Below are 21,977 nucleotides of genomic sequence, written 5' to 3' on the forward strand. Positions count from 1 at the left end.
CGGTCTGTTAAAATCAGGCAAAAAGAAATAATCACGTTCAGGAGCAAAAAATATGTCCAAGTTTACTCGAATTCTTTGCATAGACGGCGGTGGAATTAGGGGGATTATACCCGGACAAATTTTAGTAGTTTTAGAAGAAAAAATCAAACGACGCACCGGCAACGCCGACGCCAAAATAGCCGATTACTTTGACTTCATAGCCGGCACCAGTACCGGAGGAATATTAACCTGCATTTATTTATCTCCCGATCCTGCCGATCCCACTCGTCCCCGATTTAGCGCTAAAAACGCCGTTGATCTTTACCTAGACAGAGGCCAAGAAATTTTTTCAACAACCCTCAGCAAAAGAATCAAATCAGGAAACGGTGTTTTTGATGAAAAATTCGACTCCGTAAACATAGAAAGAGTCTTAGGAGAGTATTTTCATAACACAAAACTCAGTCAATTAATCAAACCCTGCTTAATTACCGGTTACGACATCCAAGCGCGCCAAGCCCGATTTTTTACCCAACACGACGCCGCCAAAGATCCAGAACAAAACTTTCTTGTCCGAGAAGTAGCCAGAGCAACTTCAGCCGCCCCAACCTTTTTTGAAGTAGCAAAAATTACCTCCATGACAAACAAAACCTATCCCCTCATAGATGGAGGAGTATTTGCCAACAACCCCACCCTTTGCGCCTATGCAGAAGCACGAACAAAACTACAAAGAAAACCTACTTTAGAAGATGCCTCCACCGGCAACCCCACCGCAAAAGATATGGTCGTATTATCCCTGGGAACCGGCGACGTAAAAGAAGCCTACGAATACGAAAAAGTCCGAGATTGGGGCCAACTTCAATGGGTAGTCCCCCTCATAAACATCATAATGACCGGCGTAGCAGAAACCGTAGACTTCCAAGTTAGACAAGTCTTTGATACCACCAAAAAACCCGAACAATACCTCCGAATCAACACAGTTATCCCCAATAAAAGCCCCCTCGCCCTCATCGACAACGCCACCCCAGAAAACGTCAAAGCCCTCCGACAACTGGGCAACAAAACAGCCTCAGAAAACAGCGAAAAACTAGATCAATTCATCGACTTTTTACTTTAAAAACCAGGGTGGGACATACCCACCCAAACCAACCACCTCAAAAACCCCTTGCGTGATAAAAAACCTCTCCCCCTCATCAAATATCCCCCTTCCCAAAACTCCTCATGCTCCAAATTAAACCCCTAGAAAAAATACCCTCAAAAGAATTCACCGAAGCCCTAAAAATTTACACTCAAGCTTTCCCCCCCAACGAAATAATCCCAACCGAAATACTAGCAAAAGAACTGCAAAACAAACCAGAAAGAATATGGATAGCAGAATTTAACAACCAAATCATCGGAATGGCATTAATTTATCCCTTCAAAACTTCTAACCTTACCCTTTTAGGATACTTAGCCACCGATCCAAACTTTCGCTCCCAAGGAATCGGTACCCAACTCTTAAAAAGCTTAACCACCCACTATCCCCATCTTCTCCTAGAAGTTGAACATCCCAACTATGGCACCAACCAACAACAACGCCAACGCCGTATTAACTATTACCGCCGGTGTGGAGCAAAACAACTAAAAAACGTTCAATACATCCTCCCCGCACTCTCAGGAGAAACCCCCACAGAAATGCTTTTTTTCATCCTCCCCCCACCCCCCGAAAAAACCCTCACCGGCACCCTCATCAAATCCCTGATCAAAGAACTTTATATCGACCTCTATAACCAACCAGAAAATCACCCCTTACTCACCCAACTGCTCAATCAAAACCTCCCCGAAACCATCGAACTCATTTAAACCCTATCTTGCATCACCCGTTGATAGCGAACCTGACAAGGATTCCCCGAACAAACCATCCCCGCCGGCATACTTTTAAAAACACTACTTCTTGCCCCAATCATCGAATTAGCCCCAATATTCACCCCCGCCGCCACAAAACAATCAGCCGCCACCCAAACCCCATTACCCACAACAATTTCCCCCGTCATCAAACCAAAAGCCCGATCTTTAAAATCGTGATTTCCCGTACACAAATAACACTTTTGAGAAATCACACAATGCCGGCCTATTTTAATTTTATCCAAACTATAAAAAACCACATCATCACCAATCCAACTATAATCCCCTATTTCCACCTTCCAAGGATAAGTAAAACGAGCCGTCGGACGAATTATCACCCCCACCCCAACTTTCGCACCAAAAAACCGCAACAAACCCCGCCGTAAAAAATGAAAAGGTTGCGGACTAAGCGGAAACACAATTGCCTGCACCAACCACCACAAAAAAATATACCACCCAGGCCGGCCCCGATCAAACCAAGACTGATCATAACGTCGTAAATCAACCCAAGCCTCCCCATCCTGCAAAGGCATTTCTTCACTTAATTTAAAATCGCTCATCACCGCTCCGACTCATTGGGTATAGCACTTTTAGAACTCTTATTCAACTTTCCCCCAAACCGGCGCAACTCATAAAGTTTCACCCCAATTTGATACTCATACTGACTCAACAACCGGCCATAAATATAACCCGCTTTGCCATCCAAAAAACCAAACTGAATAAAATAAAACATAATAAACCTGAGCAAAGGCTTACAAGGAAGCCGCACCCACACCGTCTTCAAAAACCGCTTACGCTGAACAGCATTGCCAAAAAAATTAGCCCCAATTGTCCCCGAATTATCCTTAACAGCCAGCAAATTGTAATAAACCTTCGCATCCCAATTAGAATAACGATTATGGCGCTCAATCCAATGATAAATATCCCTATAATCTTCGTGGATCATATCCTGCTTTAGATAACCGGCCAGCCCTTCTAAAATAACGTGTTCGTGAACCTCATTATCCCCCGTATTCGGAATTTCCTCCGTATTTAAATTTTCATAGCGACCCAATTTATGCTGAAACAAACGTAAATTCCAATCAGGATATTTCCCACCGTGCCGAATCCAAGTACCCAAAAAATAAACCTGACGATTCAAATAAAAACCCTGATAATTCTTATTTTGGATCGCCAACTCAATCTCATCCCAAAGTTCAGGAGGAATCCGCTCATCGCAATCAACAATCAACACCCACTCATTGCGAAAAGGCAAATTTTCCAAAGACCAATTCTTCTTTTTTGGCCAGCGACCATTAAAATAAAATTGAACCACCTTTGCCCCAAATTCTTCGGCAATTTCACAAGTACGATCCTTACTTTGAGAATCAACCAAGAACACCTCATCAGCCCTCACCAAACTGCTCAAACAAGCCGGTAAATTTAGCTCCTCGTCTTTAGCAGGAATGAGAACAGACACCGGAATTTTAGACACATTTGCGATCATAATATCGAAAGTTTTAGAAAAATCTGGCATTGACAAAGCGCTACGAAGCACAAGCATTAGCAAAAAAAATCATTCCTGCTTAACCTGTCTATTTTTTTGGCCTCCCAACAAAAAACCCCCCACCACAGCGCTCAAATAACCAACTTGACCGTAACAATAAACTAAATTATCAAAGCATAAAGCCGGATCTTGAAAATATTTCAAAGATTTGTAAAGCCCCCGCACAAAACGCTCCCCACCCCGTCCAAATTGCCCCAAACCGGCCTCCCCCGCCAACTGCTCACGGTAACACTCACTAATTCCCTGCCACCAACCCCGACGCAGAAACCAAGAACGCCGAATTCGCTCAGGTGCAACATTATGGCCCACCACAGCATCCGGCAAATAAGCCACCTGCTTTGCAAGTTTTAGAGCCATTTCCGTAACTTGCAATTCTTCATTAGACAATAAGTTTTTGCCAACTCTCCCCAAATTCACATCAAAACCCCCAATTTCTTGCCAAAAAGAGCGACGAATTGCATAATTTAAACCTCTTGGAGTTAGACTTGGCTGCTCAATATAAATCATTTTTTCTCCCAAATCATAAGCTCCTAAATTTTCCGCTAAACCCGCCGAAAGCCACTTCGGTGAAGTCAAATTATCCGGCCATAATAACGTTACTTTTCCACCGGCCACCACCACGTTTTGATAAATTTGAAACGCCCGGTATAAGCATCCCAACCAATTTTTACTCGCCACCGCATCATCATCCAAATAAGCTAAAATTTCCGCCTCCGCCATCTGCGCTCCTCTATTTCTGGCCACCGAAAGCCCCACCACCGGCTCCCAAACATACCGCAACCGCCGGTTCCCCAGTCTTTGATTCACGACTTCTTTTGTATCATCACTTGACGCATTATCTATTACCAGCACCTCAAAATCCTCAAAATCTTGGCATAATAAACTATCAATTGCAGCCCCTAAATAGCTGCTACGATTGTAGGTACAAATAATCGCAGAAATCTGCGGTTTTGGCATAAACTTTCTCGGTTGAAAAAATGAGCGCTGTTGTTTGTCGTCACCAGTGAGGTTGCCATGCCTAGAAGGGGCGGATTTTTCCATCCGAACCCCAACTTTCATACAACCCCGATGCTCCCTCGCTGATAATTAACCATTAGGTAATATCAATCTCAGTTTAACCTTACTGCACGCTGATCCTAGTAGTGAAAAACCAACTCAGCCTTGTAACCGGCCCCGCACGCTCTGGCAAAAGTGAATGGGCCGAATATCTCGCCCAAAATTCCGCCAAGTCAGTCATCTACCTAGCCACCTCTACCCTTGACGCCTCCGATGGCGAATGGATCTCTCGCATTGATCTCCACCGCCAGCGACGACCGGCCAATTGGACAACTGTAGAAGTGCCGGTGGAACTGTCAGCCGCACTCCGCCTCAATGCCGGCCCCGAAAATTGTCTACTCGTGGACTCGCTTGGCACCTGGGTAGCTAATCTTTTAGAACTTGACAATGCCTCCTGGGAGTCTACCCTCAGCGATTTAATTTTAAGTGCCGGTCAACTAGCGGGGGAAATTATTTTTGTAGCTGAAGAAACCGGCTGGGGAGTGGTGCCGGCCTACCCTGCTGGCCGGTTATTCCGTGACCGCTTGGGAACCCTCTCTCGTCGCTTAGGAACCATCGCTGATGCGGTTTATCTTGTTACTGGTGGTCATGTTTTAAACTTGAGTTTATTGGGGCATAAATTGCCGGGGAGCAAATGATCAACCGCTACGTTATTGAAAAATATTTTTGCCTTGCTCAGGGTTTTTTAAGTCAACTCTCTTTTCGGGTTCGCTATCATAGAAGCAAGTGATCAACTTGCCTTGTTTTGGTCTTTCTTAAGATAAACCGGCCTGATGCCAAACCGTTGAATAAATCTTAAGTCTTTCTTAAATTTCCAGCCCTTCGACTCAAACAAAGTCAAGATGGGTTACGACTTTTGGAACTTTTTATGATTTTTAAAAAGATGACAGCAAGCTTGGCTGTTTTTTAAGCGCCAGCTTTTTCCAAAAATTATCTATCCTAAAAGTAAAGTCTTGAAAATGTGGAGATTATCTTCGCCAAAACAGCGTAAATTATTAGATAAATTAGATGAAAGTTGCTAATCTTTAGCTAAGAATGACTAAAAATAAAGTTATTCTCGCCTTGGTCATAGGAGCCTCCTAAGATTTTGAAATTTTTGGTAATAATTCCTCCTTTAAACTCAACCAAAACCGAAAAATGTAAAAAATTTAATAAACATAAAACTAAGAACTTAAAACTCTTAAAAAATCCATCTTCAATCGCCCACTTATATCCACCCCAACTCAATTATTTATGGCATCAGAACATCAAATCAGACAATATCTCGCCTATTGGCTTCAGTTAGGGAAAAAAGTTGTTATTAACAACGGAAAACAACCCTTATTACCGGAACCAGTGATCGAAGGCGACCGTTACAGCAAAGAATTTGAAGAATGCTGGCAAAAAATCCTTGACCCCAGTTCAGGAGACTCTTACCTAGAAGGTACAGAAGAAACCATCAAAGAACTACTCACACCGGCCTGGGAAATGATGATTTGTGCACGCTGTCCCATGCCGGTACCGGTGCGCGTCCAAGGAATGCCAGCAGCAGTGTGTCCTTGTCATAACCTCCTCAACTGGCCGAACACAGAACTACCCTTACCGCGACCCCCGATCAGTTCCCAAAACCACCTAACGGTGATTCGCAACCGCTTACTGAGAACCGCCCAAAGCCCCCAAGATCCGCAAGAACCACAACCGGCCCATAAATTCGGTACGCTGATTCCATTGTCATTAGATTTTCCAGGCTGTCCGGGGGAAAGCACCGGCCCAGACGACCATCATCAAGACACAGCACAAAGCGGTTAAAAAAGCCTATTTACTAGGCACTAAAGACTCGCGCCGGCGCGGAACCTCATAACTCAGGAAATCATAAGCCATCATAGTTTTGGGAAAAATCGCCCGCGCCTCTTGCAGCAAATCATCCAAAACCTGAGTATTTCCGGGGGCATAGCGCGGACTAAAATGCGTCATAATAAGCTGCTCAACCTTGGCATTTAAAGCCACCTGCGCCGCCATCGTCGAAGTCGAGTGTAAGCGGTCAATAGCCATTTGAGCATCTTGGTGAGAGAAAGTTGCCTCGTGGATTAAAACATCAGCATCACGCGCCAACTCAACAGCCCCCGGACAATAAACAGTATCAGTGCAATAGGCAATTTTGCGGCCTACTTGCACCGGCCCACATAAATCGGCCCCATTAACTTTGCGGCCATCTGGCAGAGAAATCACTTCACCGCGCTTAAGTTGAGCATAAACCGGCCCTGGGGGGATACCCAAAGCCTTAGCTTGTTCGACATCAAAATGACCTGGCCGATTTTTTTCCTCAATGCGGTAGCCAAAAGCCGTAACGCGATGTTCCAGACGACCGCAAACTACCACATACTCATCATCCTCATAAACCACCCCAGGGCGAACCGAATGAACTTTAATCGGATAAGAAAAATGAGTATGAGAATAACGTTGACAAGAGCGGAGATAATCTTCTAAACCCGTCGGCCCATAAATATCAATACGATTGGGATTGCCGGCCAAACCAATACTCGCCAAAAGCCCCATCAAGCCAAAAATATGATCACCGTGTGTATGGGTAATAAAAATCCGGCGAATTTGACTAACCTTGAGATCGCTCCGTAAAAATTGATGCTGGGTGCCTTCGCCACAATCAAACAGCCAAACTTCCGCACGTTGGGGCAAACGCAAAGCTACGCCCGAAACATTCCGAGAGCGTGTGGGAACACCAGAGCTAGTACCTAAAAATGTAATTTGCACGTTTTTTGGCTAAACAGAAAATCAAGGCAATCGATGAAAACTTAAAGAGGGATGCCGACAACGGCCATTAATTTTGCCCCTCCTGTCTGGAAAAATTCTAACACTTGAAAGCCGCACCCTGCCTATTTCTGGCTTTCTATCAACCCCATAACAGTCTTAAATAAAGATTGTTGTGAGCGAATGGGACAGCTTTTTTTTATTTGGGGAAGCATTTCATTTTTGTAATGAGCGGAAGCGGGGGGGAAATTTTTTGCCATCAATGACTGGCATTTTGGCAATTTTGGAACCAATAAGTTAGATTCTTTGGCGCTTATCGGGTTTGTTTTTTCCCCATAACCGCCTCTGGGGGAGCAAACCGGCACTCCTTTACTGATTTGTCTTTTATGGGAGAAAATTTTGAGCCAAACAACGGCCACGCGCTCATTCCCCAGGGAGATCGACGCTTGAGAGCAAGGAGTCATAACAAAAAGCGATCACTAAAATGCGTTGTGTCCTCACAGTGGTCGATAATGAAAAACTAGCCGTCACAGACATAGGGGAAGCCTGCGGCTTGTATCTCGATCCCCCTGGATAGTAATTCATGCAACTGCGAAAACTCCAACGTCGGACAAAAATAGTAGCCACCATTGGCCCTGCCACCAGTAGCCCAGAGGTATTACGGGCCTTAATCGAGGCCGGTGCCAATACCCTGAGACTTAACTTTTCTCACGGCTCTCACGACGATCACCAGCGCAGTATCCGTTTGATCCGGCAAACTTCCTTTGAACTCAACCAGCCCGTCGGTATTTTACAAGACTTACAAGGCCCAAAAATTCGCTTAGGCCGGTTTGAAAATGGTTCTATCGTCCTCCAAAAAGGCGATCCATACATTTTAACCAGTCACCCAATGCCCGGAAATCAGAAAATGTCTTGTGTCACCTACCAACTTCTCGCGGATGAGGTGCCGGAGGGGGCCACGATTATGCTGGACGATGGTAAAGTCGAGATGCGCGTCGAAAAAGTTGACCGCGCCGCCAAAGAGTTGCACTGCCGGACTGTAGTCGGCGGCCCTTTATCTAATAATAAAGGTGTTAACTTCCCTGGTGTTTATCTTTCGATTAAGGCATTGACTGATAAAGACCGGCAAGATTTATTGTTTGGTCTTGATCAAGGTGTTGACTGGGTGGCGCTGTCTTTTGTCCGCAACCCCGAAGACGTCCTTGAAATCAAGGAAATTATTTCCAATGCCGGTAAGCAAGTGCCGGTGATTGTCAAAATTGAAAAGCACGAAGCCATTGAGCAAATGGAAGCGATCTTATCGCTTTCTAATGGCGTGATGGTGGCGCGGGGCGATTTGGGGGTAGAGTTGCCGGCAGAAGATGTGCCAATTTTACAAAAAAGACTGATTACTACGGCCAACCGGCTCGGCATTCCGGTGATTACGGCCACCCAAATGTTAGACAGTATGGTAAATAACCCCCGCCCCACTCGTGCCGAAATTTCCGATGTGGCGAATGCAATTTTAGACGGCACCGATGCGGTGATGCTCTCTAATGAAACGGCGGTGGGTAAATATCCGGTGGAAGCTGTCGAAACAATGGCCCGCATCGCGGTTCGCATTGAGCAAGAAGAAATTACTCAAAATGTTTCGGGTAAGGAAACTAAGGGCCGATCTATTCCTAATGCCATTAGTCAAGGGGTTGGTCAAATTGCTGAACAGCTTAATGCTTCTGCAATTATGACTTTAACTAAAACCGGCGCTACCGCTCGCAATGTCTCGAAGTTTCGCCCCTATACTCCCATTTTGGCGGTGACTCCTCACGTTGATGTTGCCCGTCAATTACAATTGGTTTGGGGTGTGAAACCTTTGCTGGTGTTGGATTTGCCTTCGACTGCCCAAACTTTTCAAGCGGCTATGAGTGTGGCTCAAGAGAAGGAGTTGGTTTCTGATGGCGATTTGGTGGTGATGACTGCTGGTACTCTCCAAGGGGTGGCCGGTTCAACTGATTTAATTAAGGTTGAGGTTGTAACTGCTGTTTTGGGTAAGGGCACCAGTATCGGTCAAGGTGCTATTAGCGGTCGCGCACGGGTGGCCAACACCCCGGCGGATGTGGGCAATTTTAATGCTGGCGATATTTTGGTTGTCCCCCGCACTGGTGCTGAGTTTGTCGAGGCGATGCGAAAAGCTGGCGGTGTGATTACTGAAGATGACAGTCTTACTTCTCATGCGGCTGTGATTGGTTTGCGTCTTGGTGTGCCGGTTATTGTTGGAGTCAAAAATGCCACGAAAACAATTCGCTCTGGAGCCATGTTAACGCTGGATATGCAGCGGGGTTTAGTCTATTCTGGGGTGATTGGTTTAAACCAAAATGGCTTGACTACTTAAATTTTTTGCAGATTGCTGGATACAATTTCCAGCAATCATGCTATAATCAACAATTGTGAATGCCGATGTAGCTCAGTGGTAGAGCACTCGATTCGTAATCGAGCGGCCGTGAGTTCAAATCTCATCATCGGCTTACTAAATCTGTAATGCAAACCCTAGATTCCATAAGGTTTCTAGGGTTTTTTCGTTTCTTACAAGTCATAGGAGACTTGTTACCAACATCCGAAAACTGGTAAGAATTCCATGAAAATGACTACGAAATGACTACGGCAGTCAACTAAGATGGAGGAAGATCATCTGAACTAGAGGGGTTTTGGTTATGCAAAGCGGTCGCTATGCCTCTAAAGGATCGGTAAGTATTGAAAATCACGAAGGTCGTCTTAGGCTGCGCTTACCTCGTCAACTCTATGGAGGTAAGCAGAAGTATTTAACGCTCGGTTTAGATGACACTCCTGGAAATAGGGTGATCGCTCAAGCAAAGGTTAAGCAGATTGAATCGGATATCACCTATGAGCGGTTTGATCTAACGCTTAACAAGTACCGTCCTGAGCACATGAGGATGGTCAACGCTGAACAGACCGCAACCTTCACAGATAAAAATCTCAAGGAAGTGTGGAGAGAATTTGCAGCAACCAAGAAGAACAACTGTGCGCCTGGTACTTGGAAGAACGGCTATATGGTTATTACCAGCCACCTGAGCAGATGCCCTTACAACACAGTTGACGACGCTCCAAAAATTTCAGATTGGGCCCAGGCAAATCTCACACCAGATACAGCTAAACGGTTTCTCATGCAGTTATCCGCTTGCTGTAACTGGGCAGTTAAATTAAATCTTGTCAGGAAAAACCCCTTTGATGGGATGGCTAGTGAGATCAAAATAAAGAAGAAGAGTAACGAAGATAAGGAGATTGATCCGTTTACTGCTGATGAACGTGATCGAATCATTGAAGAGTTCTCGAAAAATCGTTACTACTCCTACTATGCCAACTATGTCAAATTCTTGTTCTATTCAGGTTGCAGACCGTCTGAAGCTGTTGGACTGCAATGGAAACATATAAGCCCTGACTTTACTACTATTACTTTTGAGCAGTCAGTGGTAATGGGAGCAAATGGATTAGAGCTAAAGAAGGGATTGAAGACACAAGACAGGCGAGCATTTCCTATCAACTCACAGTTAAAGGAAATCTTGGGAGCAATTGGTAGGCAAAATTCTGAAGCATTAGTCTTTCCTGCGCCCGAAGGTGGATGGATTGATATCCACAACTTTAGAAATAGAGCATGGAAGAGAGTCCTAAGCAATCTTGATATTAAGTATCGCAAGCCATATCAAACACGCCATACGTTCATCACTTTATGCGTTTTGGCAAATGTACCAGTGAAGAGAATCGCTAGTTGGGTAGGCAATAGTCCATCTGTCATCATGCAGCATTACACAGGAAAGCTTGATCACATACAAGTCCCAGAAATTTAGTTGAAAGCCCATTGCAAAATTGTAAAGAACTAGAAGCTACTCTTAAATCCCCGTTGCTGGATACCTTTCAACCTTGATAGAGAGTATTTTGAAATTCTCAGAATATTTTTAATAAAATTTTTTAGAAATAAAAAATACTCTCTATCGTAAAGGTTTAATATTAATTCTTGAAAATAAAACTACAAAATAATTGGTATAATAGCACTGTCTTATCAGTTCATTATAGATTTGCTAATGAGTGAAAAAAGTAAAAAATTTCTTACTTCACAAATAAACAAGGTCGCTGTGTTTCGTCAAGCACTAACGTCCGAATCCCCCAAAGGGACAGGTAGCCTAGCTACTCGCATGAGATTATTAAGAACTCCTGTAAGGCTTGTTATGTAGACTTGCTGAGCAGTTTAGGGGGATTGTCTACCTGTCCTGAGTATTGACTACGGACTGACTACGATCAGCTTCTTAGAAGTGAGATCGATTTCTTAGAAGTGAGTTCGGCTTTGTTTTTTAGCAGTCCCGATAACATACTCGGTCTTTGGCTCCGTGCAGGTATCCCACTACATACTCTGGATTTTTGGAGTTTTGTCTTTGGTGTGTGTATGCGTCTTTATATCCCTGCTGGAAGTCAGGCGAGTTGAGTAAGCCTTTGTTCGTTTCTAAACAAGGTAGGTTATAGGTTTTATTGAGGCTATTAGTGTTGAGTTGCATGGTTATTATCCAGGGTTCGTTTGGTAGTTGGGGATGGCTTTGTTATTGGCTTGGGATGCCAAAATCAAAGCGTTTCGGAATTCGTCAGATGAGAGTGCTTATATGGGCCTGTCTCTTGGTTCTGACTAGGGATCTTTTCTTAAATGAAGCATTTTTATTTTGCAACGGCAACTATTCCTTGTCAGGATTGCAAAAATTTAACTTGGAGATGAGCAGTTCGCTCACCCGCTTCTTGCCGCTGTCCTTGAGGCTTTCAGGTGTATTGGCTGAATACGGCTATCAATAAATAATCCGATATCTCGGCAATTTTCTATGGTTATCCAAATATTATTTGAACTATTCCGGGGCCGGCTTATCTGTCCACTTATCACCCCTTTAAATATTCATCTTCTGCTGAATGATGGGATTTTTAAGCGCCTCCGGCTATCGCATTCTGCTTATGTTTAGCCTGGCTGGCCGTTTGTTAAAATAATTTGACGCTTAAAAAGTAGTTCTTGAAAATCTTCACATCTTGCCGGTGGGCCCAATTCATTGTTCGACAAACTCAAGAGTAATTTAGCTGTCATCTCGGATCAGCCACAATCAAGCCATTTGCCCTTGCTGTTTCCAATCTCAACACCCTCCGTATTTTCACGGATAGAGATACTACGGAGTTAGAGAGGCATAAAAATTAGCGCTTCCTCTGATGGCACAAGGACTATCTAAAGTCAAAATTTTAATAAGTCTACCAGTAAAAGGAACTCTCATAAATGATTCTCACAAACCGGGTTTGCCATCTTCCCAGCGTTTTTCAACCATCGCCCACAACTTTAGAGGATCTGTTTGGCAAAATCCTCCTGTGTGGGTTTATTTCCCACTCCGATAGACACAAGCTGAAAGTGCTACTCCTAGAAGAATCTCTTAGCGATGAGCATCACGCGATCATCAATCGCCTGCTTTACGGAGTCCGGCGAGGCTTTTTGAGGATCACAATGTAAAGAATTATAAAGGAAGGGTGGCAATTTTGGGAACCCCTAAGCAAAAAATTTTGAGTGATGAGCATGAAAAACGCCACCAACGCGCTTTTATCTGCTAAATAGCAGGATGTTTTGATGACGGCTGACTGTGGGCCCAAAAATTTTTGTGCATATAAATACAGAAATGTTTTATGTCAAGGCCGGTGGGGCAAAATCGGTACTTGTAAGTTTTTAATGGTAAAATTATCAACCTCCTATATTTAAATAGGCAACGCAGCCCTATCGGCTCGTGGATGCCCTTATTCGCAACATGACTTCTACCCTTAACCAGCTTAAAGCCCGTTTTGACAAAGCATTTACCGCCGCGTTTGGTGCAGACTTGACCGGCACTGATCCAATGCTTGTGCTTGCGACTAACCCGAAATTTGGCGATTACCAATCAAACGCTGCCATGTCTCTTGCCAAAAAACTTGGCATGAAACCCCGCGATATTGCCCTCCGGGTTGTGGAAAATTTAGAAATATCTGATATTTGTCAACCGCCAGAAATTGCCGGCCCTGGTTTTATTAACCTTACCCTTAAACCGGCCTATCTGGAATCTCAACTTACGGCAATGCAGTCAGACAGCCGGTTGGGTGTTCCCTTGGCAGAAAATCCCCAACGGGTGGTGGTAGATTTTTCTAGCCCGAATATTGCTAAAGAAATGCACGTCGGACACTTGCGGTCTACGATTATTGGAGACAGCATTGCCCGCATTTTAGAATTTTTTGGTCACGATGTTTTAAGACTCAATCATGTAGGTGATTGGGGAACGCAATTCGGGATGCTGATTGCTTATTTAAGAGAGGTTTACCCAGAGGCGCTGACAACAGCCAATGCTTTAGATATCGGGGATTTGGTGGCGTTTTATAAGAAAGCCAAACAGCGCTTTGATGAAGATGAAATTTTCCAAGAAACGGCTCGGCAAGAAGTGGTGAAATTACAGGCCGGTGCTGAAGATACTCGCCGCGCTTGGCAGCTTTTGTGTGAGCAATCTCGCCGGGAATTTCAGGTTATTTATGATTGGCTAGATATTAATTTAACCGAACGGGGAGAATCTTTTTATAACCCCCTTTTAGCGGCGGTGGTAGAAGATTTAGAAAAAACCGGCCTGCTGGTAGAAAATCAAGGCGCAAAATGTGTATTTTTAGACGGATTTTCTAATAAGGAAGGGGAACCGTTGCCGCTGATTGTCAAAAAATCTGATGGCGGTTATAACTATGCGACAACGGATTTAGCAGCTTTGCGTTACCGAATAGAAAAAGATGGGGCAACTCGAATTATTTATGTAACTGATTCTGGTCAATCTTCGCATTTTGCTCAATTTTTCCAAGTGGCAAAACGGGCCGGTTGGTTGCCAGAAAATGTTGAGATTGTTCATGTTCCCTTTGGCTTGGTTTTGGGCGAGGATGGCAAAAAAATTAAAACTCGTGCTGGGGATACAGTGCGATTGAAAGATTTGCTGAATGAGGCAATCGAACGAGCGGAAAAAGATTTACAAACCAGGCTGAAAGAAGAAGGACGGACAGAGGAAGAAGGGTTTATTAAGAATGTGGCAAAAGTGGTGGGTTTAAGTGCGGTTAAATATGCCGACTTGAGCCAAAACCGCAACAGCAATTACATTTTTAGTTTTGATAAAATGCTTGCTCTGCAAGGCAATACGGCTCCTTATATGCTTTATGCTTATGTGCGAGTTCAAGGTATCGGACGGAAGGGAGAAATTGATTTTGATACGGTGGGAGATGAGGCAAAAGTTGTTTTGACGGAAGAATCAGAGTTAACTCTGGCTAAACATTTGTTGCAACTTACGGAAATTTTAAACGGGGTAGAAATTGATTTGCTTCCTCATCGTTTGTGTGAGTATTTGTTTGAGTTGAGTAAAAAGTTTAACCAGTTTTACGAACAGTGTCCGGTGTTGAAAAGTAAAGATGGTTCGGCTTTTGACGAGTCTCAACGGATGTCTCGCTTGATGGTATGCGATTTGACAGCTAAAACGCTTAAACTGGGATTATCTTTGTTAGGTATTTCGGTTGTTGATCGGATGTAATTTATGCACATTGAGCCGGTTACGTTGGGGTTGCTTCTGCTGTTGGGAGGGTTCACCGGCTTTCTGTCGGGAATTTTGGGGGTGAGTGGCGGGTTTTTGATGGTGCCTGCTCTCACTTTGATGGGGGTGCCGGTGGTGAAGGCGGCAGCTACCAGTTTGGTGAGTATTTTTTTGAGTGTTTCTTCGGCAAGTATCCGCACTTGGTTGAGGGGAGATTTTAATTTTCGCGCTTCTTGGCAACTTGCTTTGTTAGGAATTCCGGCGGCTCAGTTGGGCGCTTTTTTGGCCGGTTTGTTGCCAGATTCTTTGTTGTCTGGCGGTTATGCGATCATGCTTTTGGTGACGATTTATTTGATGAATTTACGGCAAAGTTTGTCTGAAAAGTTTAAGGCAGAAGAATCTGTTTCTGATGAGGTTGAATCTGGGAAAGGTTGGGAGTTTGCCAAAATTGGTTTGGCGGCGGGGTTGATGTCGGGGTTGTTTGGCATTGGCGGGGGTATTGTGATTGTGCCAATGGAAATTATTTTTATCGGGGTACCTTTGCCTTTGGCTGTTTCTCACAGTTTGGGGGCGATGGTGGCTATTTCGGCTTCGGGTTTGACTCAACACGCTTTAAATGCTCATGTGTTGTGGTTGCCTGGTTTTTGTTTGGGGGCTGGGGGTATTTTGGGTTCTCAAATTGGTAGCCGGTTGTTGCACAAGTGGCCGGCTAATGTTTTGAATAAGTTTTTACAAGTTTTGTTGTTGGCTTTGGCAGTTTATATGACGGGCCGGTGTTTTTGGGGTTATTTAGTTTAAAATTTTTAGGAAAAAATAAGGGTTGTGGTCTATGCTTGGTATTTTTTAATTAAGAGGATAGGAATTTAACTTTTTATGAAAAAATAGGTGGTGGTGGGATGGAACCCACTCCGTTTTTAAATTAGTAGGATCAGAATATGTCTACAACTTTGCTGCAACTTTTGGCGATTGGTTTGGTGGCTGGGGTGGCCGGTGGGATGTTTGGCATTGGTGGTGGGGCTATTATGGTGCCGGCGATGGTTTTGCTGATGGGGATGGATCAAAAGTTCGCCACCGGCACGTCAATTGCGGCTCAAATTTTGCCGATAGGAATTTTAGGGGCCATTGTTTATTACAAAAACAATAATCTCAATATTTCCCACGCTTTGGTTATTGCTTTAGGGTTGGTTCTTGGTAATTTCGTTGGGGCTTTGTTTGGCAATCAGCCTTATATTAGCAGCGAGTTGATGAAGAAGCTTTACGGTCTTTTTCTGTTTTTGATTGGGTTTCGTTATTTGTTTCCGCAGTTTTTTACTCGGTAGAACAGCGATTAAAAAAAGCCGGTTTTTTAATAAATCGGCTTTGAAAATAATTTATCTTTTTTTTCGCCGCCGGCTGGAACGACTGCTGTTATTACTGCTACTGGCAGATGTTTTATTTGGGTCATTTTGAACGACAGTAGGTTGTGGGTAATAATATCTCTTGCGCCGGCGTTTGATTTCTATCTCTGGAAAGTAACAAGGTAGTAAGGGATAGTTTGACTGCCATTGCCATTCTTCGCATTCTTTTTCTTTTTCCTCATCTTTATTGCTGGTTTCCGCCGGTAGGGGTGTGAGGGCTACTCCCCATTGGTTTAGCAAGTTTTGCGCTAATTTTAAATTATTTGTATCGCCTGTTTCTGTAAAAATTTGAGCGGCTTTTTGGGCGTCGGTTTCGGCTTGACTTACCAATTTGATTTGATGGCGAAGCACAGCCCGATCTAAATAAGCTCTACCGTGATTTGGGTTAATTTGCAAAACGCGGTCTATGTCTTGGATAGCTTGTTGAGAATTGCCTAATTTATGATAAGATAAACCACGACTTAAATAAGCGTCTGCATAGTTGGGATTGAGTTTGATGGCTTGGTCATATTCTTTGATGGCTTGTGGATACTCTCTGCGACTCAGATAAACAAATCCTCTTCCTGCATAGGCTTCTGGGATAGGATTTAAACGAATTGCCAAATTAAGATATTTTAAGGATCGCTCTGTATCTCCTTTTATGACGGCTTCTATGCCCCGATTATTAAAGTCTAGGGCTTTTTTTGATAGTTCTACTCTTTTACTAATGATTGCAAAATTTGAGCGATAATTTGCAAGTTTATTTTGCGCTTGTGGTTCCCAGGGATTCATCGAGGGGATGGTTTGTAATAATGTTATAGCTTGCTGCCATTTTTGTTGTGCTTGCTGCCAAATTTCCGGCGGATGGGGGGGGTTCTGGACTAAAACTGCGGCTTCCATTGCTAATTTTTCCGCTGCTTTTAGGGTTTCTAGGGCTTGGGTGTTTTGCTCTAAAATGTTTAAGCTAGAGCGTAATTCTGGTAGATTTGTTTGTGCTTGTTGGTAAGCAAATCCAGGCAAATTGGGTATTTTTTCAAGATTAGTAATGTTTTGTTTGAGAAATTGTTGGGTGTTTTTTAAAGTTTGAATATCCGAAATGTTTTTAACTTTTTCTGCGCTGGCAATTAGAGTTTTTGATTGAGAAAGGGCCGATGCTTCTTGGGATTTAAAGAAGGTTAAAATGCCGGTGCCAAATAATCCGCCAAGTATTAGGGCAGTAATTAATAGTTTGGGGCGGGAATTGTTTGCTTTTTTGGCTGGGGTTTGGGGGGTTTGGTTTTGCGGCTCAAAACTTTCTATTTTTGGCGTTTCGGGTTTGAGTTGTTGACGCAGTTGCTCTAATTCTGCTTCGATGTCAAAGTCTGGATTGTTGTTAGCCATACACCCCCGCCCGCTAATCACGACGTTTATTTGGGCTTGATCTTACCAGGTTTAAATAGGGCTAACAATGCGTATTTTTACTGAATTTTGGCTCAGGAAGGGTCTGGCTGGTAATGATTAGGGAACGATTCGTTTTTGATATTCTTCCTCGGAGATTAAATCTTCGGGGTTTTCTACACGATCAATAAATAAAATGCCGTCTAAATGGTCGTATTCGTGCTGAAAAATTCGAGCGACAAAATCGGTTAACTGTTGCCGGCATTTATTCCCTTTTCTATCAAAATATTCTACTTCAATTGTTTTAAATCTTGGCACCAAACCCCGCACTCCGGGGACACTTAAACACCCTTCCCAGTCTTTCACAATTTCATCAGAATGGGCGATAATTTGGGGGTTAATCATCGCCGTTGGTTCCATTGTAGAGGCGTGGGGATAACGCAAATTTGGACGCGATGCTACAATAAACAAGCGCACAGATTCAGCTACCTGGGGTGCAGCAATGCCTACTCCGTTTGCCTGGCGACCCGTAGCAATTAAATTATCTATAAGCTGTTGAATGCGCTTGTCTTGAAAATTTGTAACCGGCCCGGCTGAACCTCGCAAAATTGCATCGCCAATTTGACAAATATTGAGAAAAGTCTCCGAACTCATCAGACAAAACTCCACAAATTCGTTATTACCACAATTAGGGGGGAACAGCAACCGGCACAGGGAAAGAAATTTTATGTAAATTTTTGTAAAGTCTGTGAAATTGCTGCGGAAAAGGAGGCAATTATGGGCATGATAAAAAAGCCAGCCCGGATGGGCAATTTTGCCAACTAACCCTAAAGCCAATGCTACAAGAAGAATTAACTCCCTGCGCTAATTTGTTATACCAGTGGATCTTGCGGAAAGTGAGCGGCCCAAGTCTGGTAAAAGTTGATATACGCGACTTTCAAGCATGGAGTGCTGAGTTTAAAGAATTTCCTTACAGTGAAAGAGAAATATTCCAAGCTCTGCGACAGTTAAAACAACTTGAACTTATTAATGTTGCTAAAACCGAACTGACGATTCGGGCAAGAGGCTCCGAGAGCCAAGGAGTTAAACCAAAATTAAATAATGCTAAACTTTTGTTTGGCCGGTTAGCTCTGAATCCTTACCCTTATATAGGTTTGATGGTAGTTGCGTTATGTTTAAGTGCCTTAAAATTTGCTCCACTTCCCCAAACTCGCTCGACTCAACAACCTCAAACTCAAAGTCAAAATTTCCTCAATCCAGGGAATAAATGAGCGATGATGGGGGAGGAGCAAACACTTAATTTTTTTTGCAATTATTCCTAAAGCAATTTCGATAACTGCTCCCCCATCACTCAGGACGCACCGGCATTTTTCCAGGGCGGACTTCTAATTTTACGGGTTGTCCGCTGCGGTTGATTTCAATAGGTAAGGGATTGCCAATTTGAGTGCCTTGGACGATTTGCTGGACATCTTCGGCTTTGGCAACCGGCTTATTGCCAACTTTTTGAATGACATCTCCGGCCCGAATTCCTGCTTTAGCTGCCGGTGAATCTTCGACTATTCGGGCAATAACAACTCCCTGCTGAACGGCAATGCGAATTCCACTGTTTGGGTTGTTGTTGATTTGTTGTTTTAATTCCGAAGTCAGCGTTCGCATTTCAATTCCTAAATAGGGGTGTTCAGCGCTGCCGGTTTTGATGAGTTGTTGAGAAATTTGCTCAACGGTATTGATGGGAATGGCAAAACCTAAACCTTGAGCACCGCTGATAATTGCCGTATTCATGCCAATGACTTCTCCCGCTGCATTGAGAAGTGGCCCCCCGGAATTCCCAGGATTAATGGCGGCATCAGTTTGAATAAAACCAACTCGTTTATCGGGGACACCGACTTGGGAACTTGACCGGCCGGTGGCGCTAATAATGCCGGCGGTGACGGTATTATCTAAACCCATAGGGTTGCCAATGGCAATGGCCCATTCTCCGGGTTGGAGTTGGGTTGAGTCGCCAAAGGCCACGACCGGCAAATCGGTAGATTCAATTTTTACGACTGCAACATCGGTGACGGGATCTTCGCCCAGGACGGTGCCGGTGAAAGTGCGGCCATCTTTAAGCGTTACTTCTACGGTATCTGCACCATCAATAACGTGGGCGTTGGTAACAATTTGGCCTTTCGAGGAAATAATAAAACCTGAGCCGGTACCACGCTCAACTCGTTGGTCTGGCGGAACTTGACCGCGACCAAAAAACCGCCGCAGAGGGTCTTCAAAAACATCAGGCCGGTTGCGGGAAACTGTTCTGGAGGCGTTGATGCGTACCACTGCCGGGCCAACTTTTTCCACTGCTTCAACAATAAAGTTAGAGTCTTGGGAGGTTCTTGATTGGTCGGCGAGTTGTTCTTGTTCAACTTGACGAGCGACGGGAAGCGGAATTTGTTGGGCTGGTGGGGCGTCGTTGATGGAAAATAAACGGGGGTTGGCTTTGATAAGGCGAGTGCCTAAAAACGTCCCACCGGCACCCATCAACAGCAGCAACAGGAAAACCGCCGGTTGCTTCCAAGAGGGTTTTTTAGTGACCTGGCTTTTGCTGGTTGAACTATCCATTACAAAGGTACTCGGCTGGTTGATTGAGTTAAAAAAATTATAGAGACAATCGCAACAATTGCAAGGCGATTGTTGCCTGTGCTTGACTTCATTATAAATGAGAGGGATTCCGGCGCAGTTCGTCAAGGGCTTTGGACATCGATGCAACGCCGCCAAAGGTTGCGGTCGTTTAAAATAAAAAAGTTGGGCACACTCAGCAGTCGAGGAAGCGCGGTGACTCCTTTGGAAACTCTGTGGAATGAAGTTTTAGAGCGGTTACAGCTTCAACTGAGCCGGCCTACGTTTGAAACTTGGATCAAAACGGCAAGGGCGGAACAGTTGGAAAATAACTGTTTGGTGATCCGTACTCCTAACCCGTTTGCGCGCAATTGGTTACAAAAATATTATCTGAAAACGATAGCTGATGTGGTGCGGGATGTTTTGGGAAAAGAAGTGGAAATTTATATCACTACAGAACAAGCTGTTAATGCGGCATCCCAAAATTCGCTAGACTTGGCCGGGGAAACGCAATTATTATGGCAGTCTGCAAGTATTTCTGAACCGGCTTTACTACGCCACAAACCAACGGATCTCAATCCTAAATATGTTTTTTCGCGGTTTGTTGTTGGCTCAAATAATCGCATGGCGCACGCGGCGTCTTTGGCGGTGGCGGAGTCGCCGGGGCGAGAGTTTAATCCGTTGTTTTTGTGTGGTGGGGTGGGTTTAGGTAAAACTCATTTAATGCAAGCAATTGGTCATTATCGTTTGGAAATTGACCCGACAGCGAAAATTTTTTATGTTTCAACGGAAAAATTTACAAATGATTTAATTGCGGCGATTCGTAAAGATAGTATGCAAAGTTTTCGTGAGCATTATCGGGCGGCGGATGTTTTGTTGGTGGATGATATTCAGTTTATTGAGGGGAAAGAATATACTCAAGAGGAGTTTTTTTATACGTTTAATACGCTGCATGAGGCCGGTAAACAAGTGGTGTTGGTTTCTGACCGGCCTCCGAATCAAATTCCGCGCTTGCAAGAGCGTCTTTGTTCGCGGTTTTCGATGGGTTTGATTGCGGATATTCAGTCTCCTGATTTGGAAACTCGGATGGCAATTTTGCAGAAAAAAGCTGAGTATGAAAATGTGCGTTTGCCGCGTGAGGTTGTGGAGTATATTGCGGCAAGATATACGTCGAATATTCGGGAGTTGGAGGGGGCTTTAATTCGGGTTGTGGCTTATCTTTCGATTTCGGGTTTGCCGATGACGGTGGAGAATATTGCGCCGATTTTGAATCCGCAGGGGGAAAAGGTGGTGGCGTCGCCGGCGGCGGTGATGATGGCTGTGGCGGATATGTTTGATGTTTCTATTGAGGATTTGAAGAGTAATTCTCGACGCCGGGAAATTAGCCAGGCGAGGCAAATTGGGATGTATTTGATGCGGTTACATACGGATTTAAGTTTGCCGAAAATTGGGGAGGAGTTTGGGGGTAAGGATCATACGACGGTGATGTATAGTTGTGAAAAGGTTGCTTTGTTAAAAGATAGTGATCCAACGATGGCGCAGACTTTGAGGCAGTTGGCTGATAAAATTGGTTTTATGACTCGCCAAAATTAGTTGGGAGGGTTTAGTGAGGGTTTTTTATGTGTTTTTAATGCAGAGGTGGAGGGGGTTGGCTAGAGGGGGTTTTTGTAAGGTGTTTTAAGGAAAGAAAGTGGTTTTTCCACAGGATGAGGGTGGTTGGGGTTTAGATGGAATGGGGGTTTGAGTGGTTTTTCCACAGTTTCCACAGGCTATTGTGAGTGGGGGTTGGGTTTTGTTGATGTGTGGTTTGGGGATGGCGAAGGGTGATAGTATTTTTTT

The 21,977-nt window shown here is 44.1% G+C and carries 20 protein-coding genes and 1 tRNA gene; 13 read left to right on the top strand and 8 right to left on the bottom strand.

The features are described from left to right. Nucleotides 1-52 precede the first annotated feature (52 nt). Both NG798_RS02840 and NG798_RS02845 read left to right on the top strand, forming a co-directional pair. Nucleotides 53-1,093: a patatin-like phospholipase family protein gene (locus tag NG798_RS02840; RefSeq protein WP_261220276.1), complete on the top strand. Its 1,041-nt coding sequence runs from the start codon at nt 53-55 to the stop codon at nt 1,091-1,093. Nucleotides 1,094-1,197: 104 nt separating this feature from the next. Continuing rightward, complete coding sequence (locus tag NG798_RS02845; protein WP_261220277.1) at nt 1,198-1,818, top strand: GNAT family N-acetyltransferase; 621 nt, start codon at nt 1,198-1,200, stop codon at nt 1,816-1,818. Here NG798_RS02845 and hpsU read toward each other — a convergent pair. The 3 genes from hpsU to NG798_RS02860 form a co-directional block, all read right to left on the bottom strand. Next, entirely contained in the window at nt 1,815-2,420 is a 606-nt protein-coding gene (gene hpsU / locus NG798_RS02850; RefSeq protein WP_261220278.1) for a hormogonium polysaccharide biosynthesis acetyltransferase HpsU, read from the bottom strand. The two genes, NG798_RS02845 and hpsU, sit on opposite strands and share 4 nt — an antisense overlap. Then, on the bottom strand, nt 2,420-3,346 hold the full coding sequence (locus NG798_RS02855; protein WP_261220541.1) for a glycosyltransferase family 2 protein: 927 nt from the start codon (nt 3,344-3,346) through the stop codon (nt 2,420-2,422). Before NG798_RS02855 ends, hpsU begins: the two co-directional genes overlap by 1 nt. A 69-nt stretch (nt 3,347-3,415) precedes the next feature. Then, nucleotides 3,416-4,363, bottom strand: coding sequence for a glycosyltransferase family 2 protein (locus NG798_RS02860; RefSeq protein ID WP_261220542.1), 948 nt, complete (start codon nt 4,361-4,363; stop codon nt 3,416-3,418). 185 nt (nt 4,364-4,548) lie between these two features. Here NG798_RS02860 and cobU point away from each other — a divergent pair, with 185 nt between their 5' ends. Together cobU and NG798_RS02870 are read left to right on the top strand one after the other, a co-directional pair. Beyond that, nucleotides 4,549-5,100, top strand: coding sequence for a bifunctional adenosylcobinamide kinase/adenosylcobinamide-phosphate guanylyltransferase (cobU, locus tag NG798_RS02865; RefSeq protein ID WP_261220279.1), 552 nt, complete (start codon nt 4,549-4,551; stop codon nt 5,098-5,100). Nucleotides 5,101-5,695: 595 nt separating this feature from the next. Then, nucleotides 5,696-6,250 (top strand): hypothetical protein, encoded by a 555-nt coding sequence (locus NG798_RS02870; protein ID WP_317619546.1) that lies wholly within the window; start codon nt 5,696-5,698, stop codon nt 6,248-6,250. Nucleotides 6,251-6,256: 6 nt separating this feature from the next. Here the strand turns inward: NG798_RS02870 and NG798_RS02875 are convergent, their stop codons facing one another. Further along, the gene (locus NG798_RS02875) at nt 6,257-7,210 is read right to left on the bottom strand and encodes a ribonuclease Z (protein WP_261220280.1); all 954 of its coding nucleotides are present in this window, start codon (nt 7,208-7,210) and stop codon (nt 6,257-6,259) included. Nucleotides 7,211-7,790: 580 nt separating this feature from the next. Here NG798_RS02875 and pyk point away from each other — a divergent pair. The 3 genes from pyk to NG798_RS02890 all read left to right on the top strand — a co-directional run bounded on the left by pyk (nt 7,791) and on the right by NG798_RS02890 (nt 11,046). Next, nucleotides 7,791-9,575, top strand: a complete 1,785-nt coding sequence (gene pyk / locus NG798_RS02880) for a pyruvate kinase (protein ID WP_261220281.1) — start codon at nt 7,791-7,793, stop codon at nt 9,573-9,575. Between the two features lie 61 nt (nt 9,576-9,636). Then, nucleotides 9,637-9,708: transfer RNA gene (locus tag NG798_RS02885), tRNA-Thr, on the top strand. A gap of 186 nt (nt 9,709-9,894) precedes the next feature. Further along, entirely contained in the window at nt 9,895-11,046 is a 1,152-nt protein-coding gene (locus NG798_RS02890; protein WP_261220282.1) for a site-specific integrase, read from the top strand. Nucleotides 11,047-11,547: 501 nt separating this feature from the next. Here NG798_RS02890 and NG798_RS02895 read toward each other — a convergent pair. Next, complete coding sequence (locus tag NG798_RS02895; RefSeq protein WP_261220283.1) at nt 11,548-11,748, bottom strand: hypothetical protein; 201 nt, start codon at nt 11,746-11,748, stop codon at nt 11,548-11,550. 749 nt (nt 11,749-12,497) lie between these two features. Here NG798_RS02895 and NG798_RS02900 point away from each other — a divergent pair. From NG798_RS02900 to NG798_RS02915, 4 genes are all read left to right on the top strand, one after another. After that, nucleotides 12,498-12,725, top strand: coding sequence for a hypothetical protein (locus tag NG798_RS02900; protein ID WP_261220284.1), 228 nt, complete (start codon nt 12,498-12,500; stop codon nt 12,723-12,725). Between the two features lie 289 nt (nt 12,726-13,014). Then, nucleotides 13,015-14,790 carry an arginine--tRNA ligase gene (argS, locus tag NG798_RS02905; RefSeq protein ID WP_261220543.1) on the top strand — a complete coding sequence of 592 codons (1,776 nt, stop codon included), beginning with the start codon at nt 13,015-13,017 and terminating at the stop codon, nt 14,788-14,790. Between the two features lie 3 nt (nt 14,791-14,793). Beyond that, on the top strand, nt 14,794-15,588 hold the full coding sequence (locus NG798_RS02910; protein ID WP_261220285.1) for a sulfite exporter TauE/SafE family protein: 795 nt from the start codon (nt 14,794-14,796) through the stop codon (nt 15,586-15,588). 137 nt (nt 15,589-15,725) lie between these two features. After that, on the top strand, nt 15,726-16,109 hold the full coding sequence (locus NG798_RS02915) for a sulfite exporter TauE/SafE family protein (RefSeq protein WP_261220286.1): 384 nt from the start codon (nt 15,726-15,728) through the stop codon (nt 16,107-16,109). Between the two features lie 51 nt (nt 16,110-16,160). On the opposite strand, the gene NG798_RS02920 is transcribed toward NG798_RS02915, so the two are convergent. Both NG798_RS02920 and def read right to left on the bottom strand, forming a co-directional pair. After that, complete coding sequence (locus NG798_RS02920; RefSeq protein WP_261220287.1) at nt 16,161-17,546, bottom strand: tetratricopeptide repeat protein; 1,386 nt, start codon at nt 17,544-17,546, stop codon at nt 16,161-16,163. 117 nt (nt 17,547-17,663) lie between these two features. Further along, nucleotides 17,664-18,197: a peptide deformylase gene (def, locus tag NG798_RS02925; RefSeq protein WP_261220288.1), complete on the bottom strand. Its 534-nt coding sequence runs from the start codon at nt 18,195-18,197 to the stop codon at nt 17,664-17,666. A gap of 182 nt (nt 18,198-18,379) precedes the next feature. On the opposite strand from def, the gene NG798_RS02930 reads away from it, so the two are divergent. Then, nucleotides 18,380-18,814, top strand: coding sequence for a hypothetical protein (locus NG798_RS02930; RefSeq protein ID WP_261220289.1), 435 nt, complete (start codon nt 18,380-18,382; stop codon nt 18,812-18,814). Between the two features lie 76 nt (nt 18,815-18,890). On the opposite strand, the gene NG798_RS02935 is transcribed toward NG798_RS02930, so the two are convergent. After that, nucleotides 18,891-20,141 carry an HhoA/HhoB/HtrA family serine endopeptidase gene (locus tag NG798_RS02935; RefSeq protein ID WP_261220290.1) on the bottom strand — a complete coding sequence of 417 codons (1,251 nt, stop codon included), beginning with the start codon at nt 20,139-20,141 and terminating at the stop codon, nt 18,891-18,893. A 78-nt stretch (nt 20,142-20,219) separates the two neighbouring features. Between NG798_RS02935 and dnaA the strand changes: the two genes are divergently transcribed. Further along, nucleotides 20,220-21,731 carry a chromosomal replication initiator protein DnaA gene (gene dnaA / locus NG798_RS02940; RefSeq protein ID WP_261220291.1) on the top strand — a complete coding sequence of 504 codons (1,512 nt, stop codon included), beginning with the start codon at nt 20,220-20,222 and terminating at the stop codon, nt 21,729-21,731. The last annotated feature ends 246 nt before the right edge of the window (nt 21,732-21,977 follow it).

It is taken from the genome of Ancylothrix sp. D3o, from assembly GCF_025370775.1.
Classification (GTDB): domain Bacteria; phylum Cyanobacteriota; class Cyanobacteriia; order Cyanobacteriales; family Oscillatoriaceae; genus Ancylothrix.

Excerpts from the sequence above, each read along its gene's own strand:
- NG798_RS02910 (WP_261220285.1), top strand. The coding sequence starts at position 14,794 with ATGCACATTGAGCCGGTTACGTTGGGGTTGCTTCTGCTGTTGGGAGGG.
- NG798_RS02840 (WP_261220276.1), top strand. The coding sequence starts at position 53 with ATGTCCAAGTTTACTCGAATTCTTTGCATAGACGGCGGTGGAATTAGG.
- NG798_RS02915 (WP_261220286.1), top strand. The coding sequence starts at position 15,726 with ATGTCTACAACTTTGCTGCAACTTTTGGCGATTGGTTTGGTGGCTGGG.
- NG798_RS02920 (WP_261220287.1), bottom strand. The coding sequence starts at position 17,546 with ATGGCTAACAACAATCCAGACTTTGACATCGAAGCAGAATTAGAGCAA.
- NG798_RS02895 (WP_261220283.1), bottom strand. The coding sequence starts at position 11,748 with ATGCAACTCAACACTAATAGCCTCAATAAAACCTATAACCTACCTTGT.
- NG798_RS02935 (WP_261220290.1), bottom strand. The coding sequence starts at position 20,141 with ATGGATAGTTCAACCAGCAAAAGCCAGGTCACTAAAAAACCCTCTTGG.
- hpsU (WP_261220278.1), bottom strand. The coding sequence starts at position 2,420 with ATGAGCGATTTTAAATTAAGTGAAGAAATGCCTTTGCAGGATGGGGAG.
- NG798_RS02870 (WP_317619546.1), top strand. The coding sequence starts at position 5,696 with ATGGCATCAGAACATCAAATCAGACAATATCTCGCCTATTGGCTTCAG.
- NG798_RS02860 (WP_261220542.1), bottom strand. The coding sequence starts at position 4,363 with ATGCCAAAACCGCAGATTTCTGCGATTATTTGTACCTACAATCGTAGC.
- NG798_RS02890 (WP_261220282.1), top strand. The coding sequence starts at position 9,895 with ATGCAAAGCGGTCGCTATGCCTCTAAAGGATCGGTAAGTATTGAAAAT.
- NG798_RS02845 (WP_261220277.1), top strand. The coding sequence starts at position 1,198 with ATGCTCCAAATTAAACCCCTAGAAAAAATACCCTCAAAAGAATTCACC.
- argS (WP_261220543.1), top strand. The coding sequence starts at position 13,015 with ATGACTTCTACCCTTAACCAGCTTAAAGCCCGTTTTGACAAAGCATTT.
- NG798_RS02930 (WP_261220289.1), top strand. The coding sequence starts at position 18,380 with ATGCTACAAGAAGAATTAACTCCCTGCGCTAATTTGTTATACCAGTGG.
- def (WP_261220288.1), bottom strand. The coding sequence starts at position 18,197 with ATGAGTTCGGAGACTTTTCTCAATATTTGTCAAATTGGCGATGCAATT.
- NG798_RS02855 (WP_261220541.1), bottom strand. The coding sequence starts at position 3,346 with ATGATCGCAAATGTGTCTAAAATTCCGGTGTCTGTTCTCATTCCTGCT.
- NG798_RS02900 (WP_261220284.1), top strand. The coding sequence starts at position 12,498 with ATGATTCTCACAAACCGGGTTTGCCATCTTCCCAGCGTTTTTCAACCA.
- pyk (WP_261220281.1), top strand. The coding sequence starts at position 7,791 with ATGCAACTGCGAAAACTCCAACGTCGGACAAAAATAGTAGCCACCATT.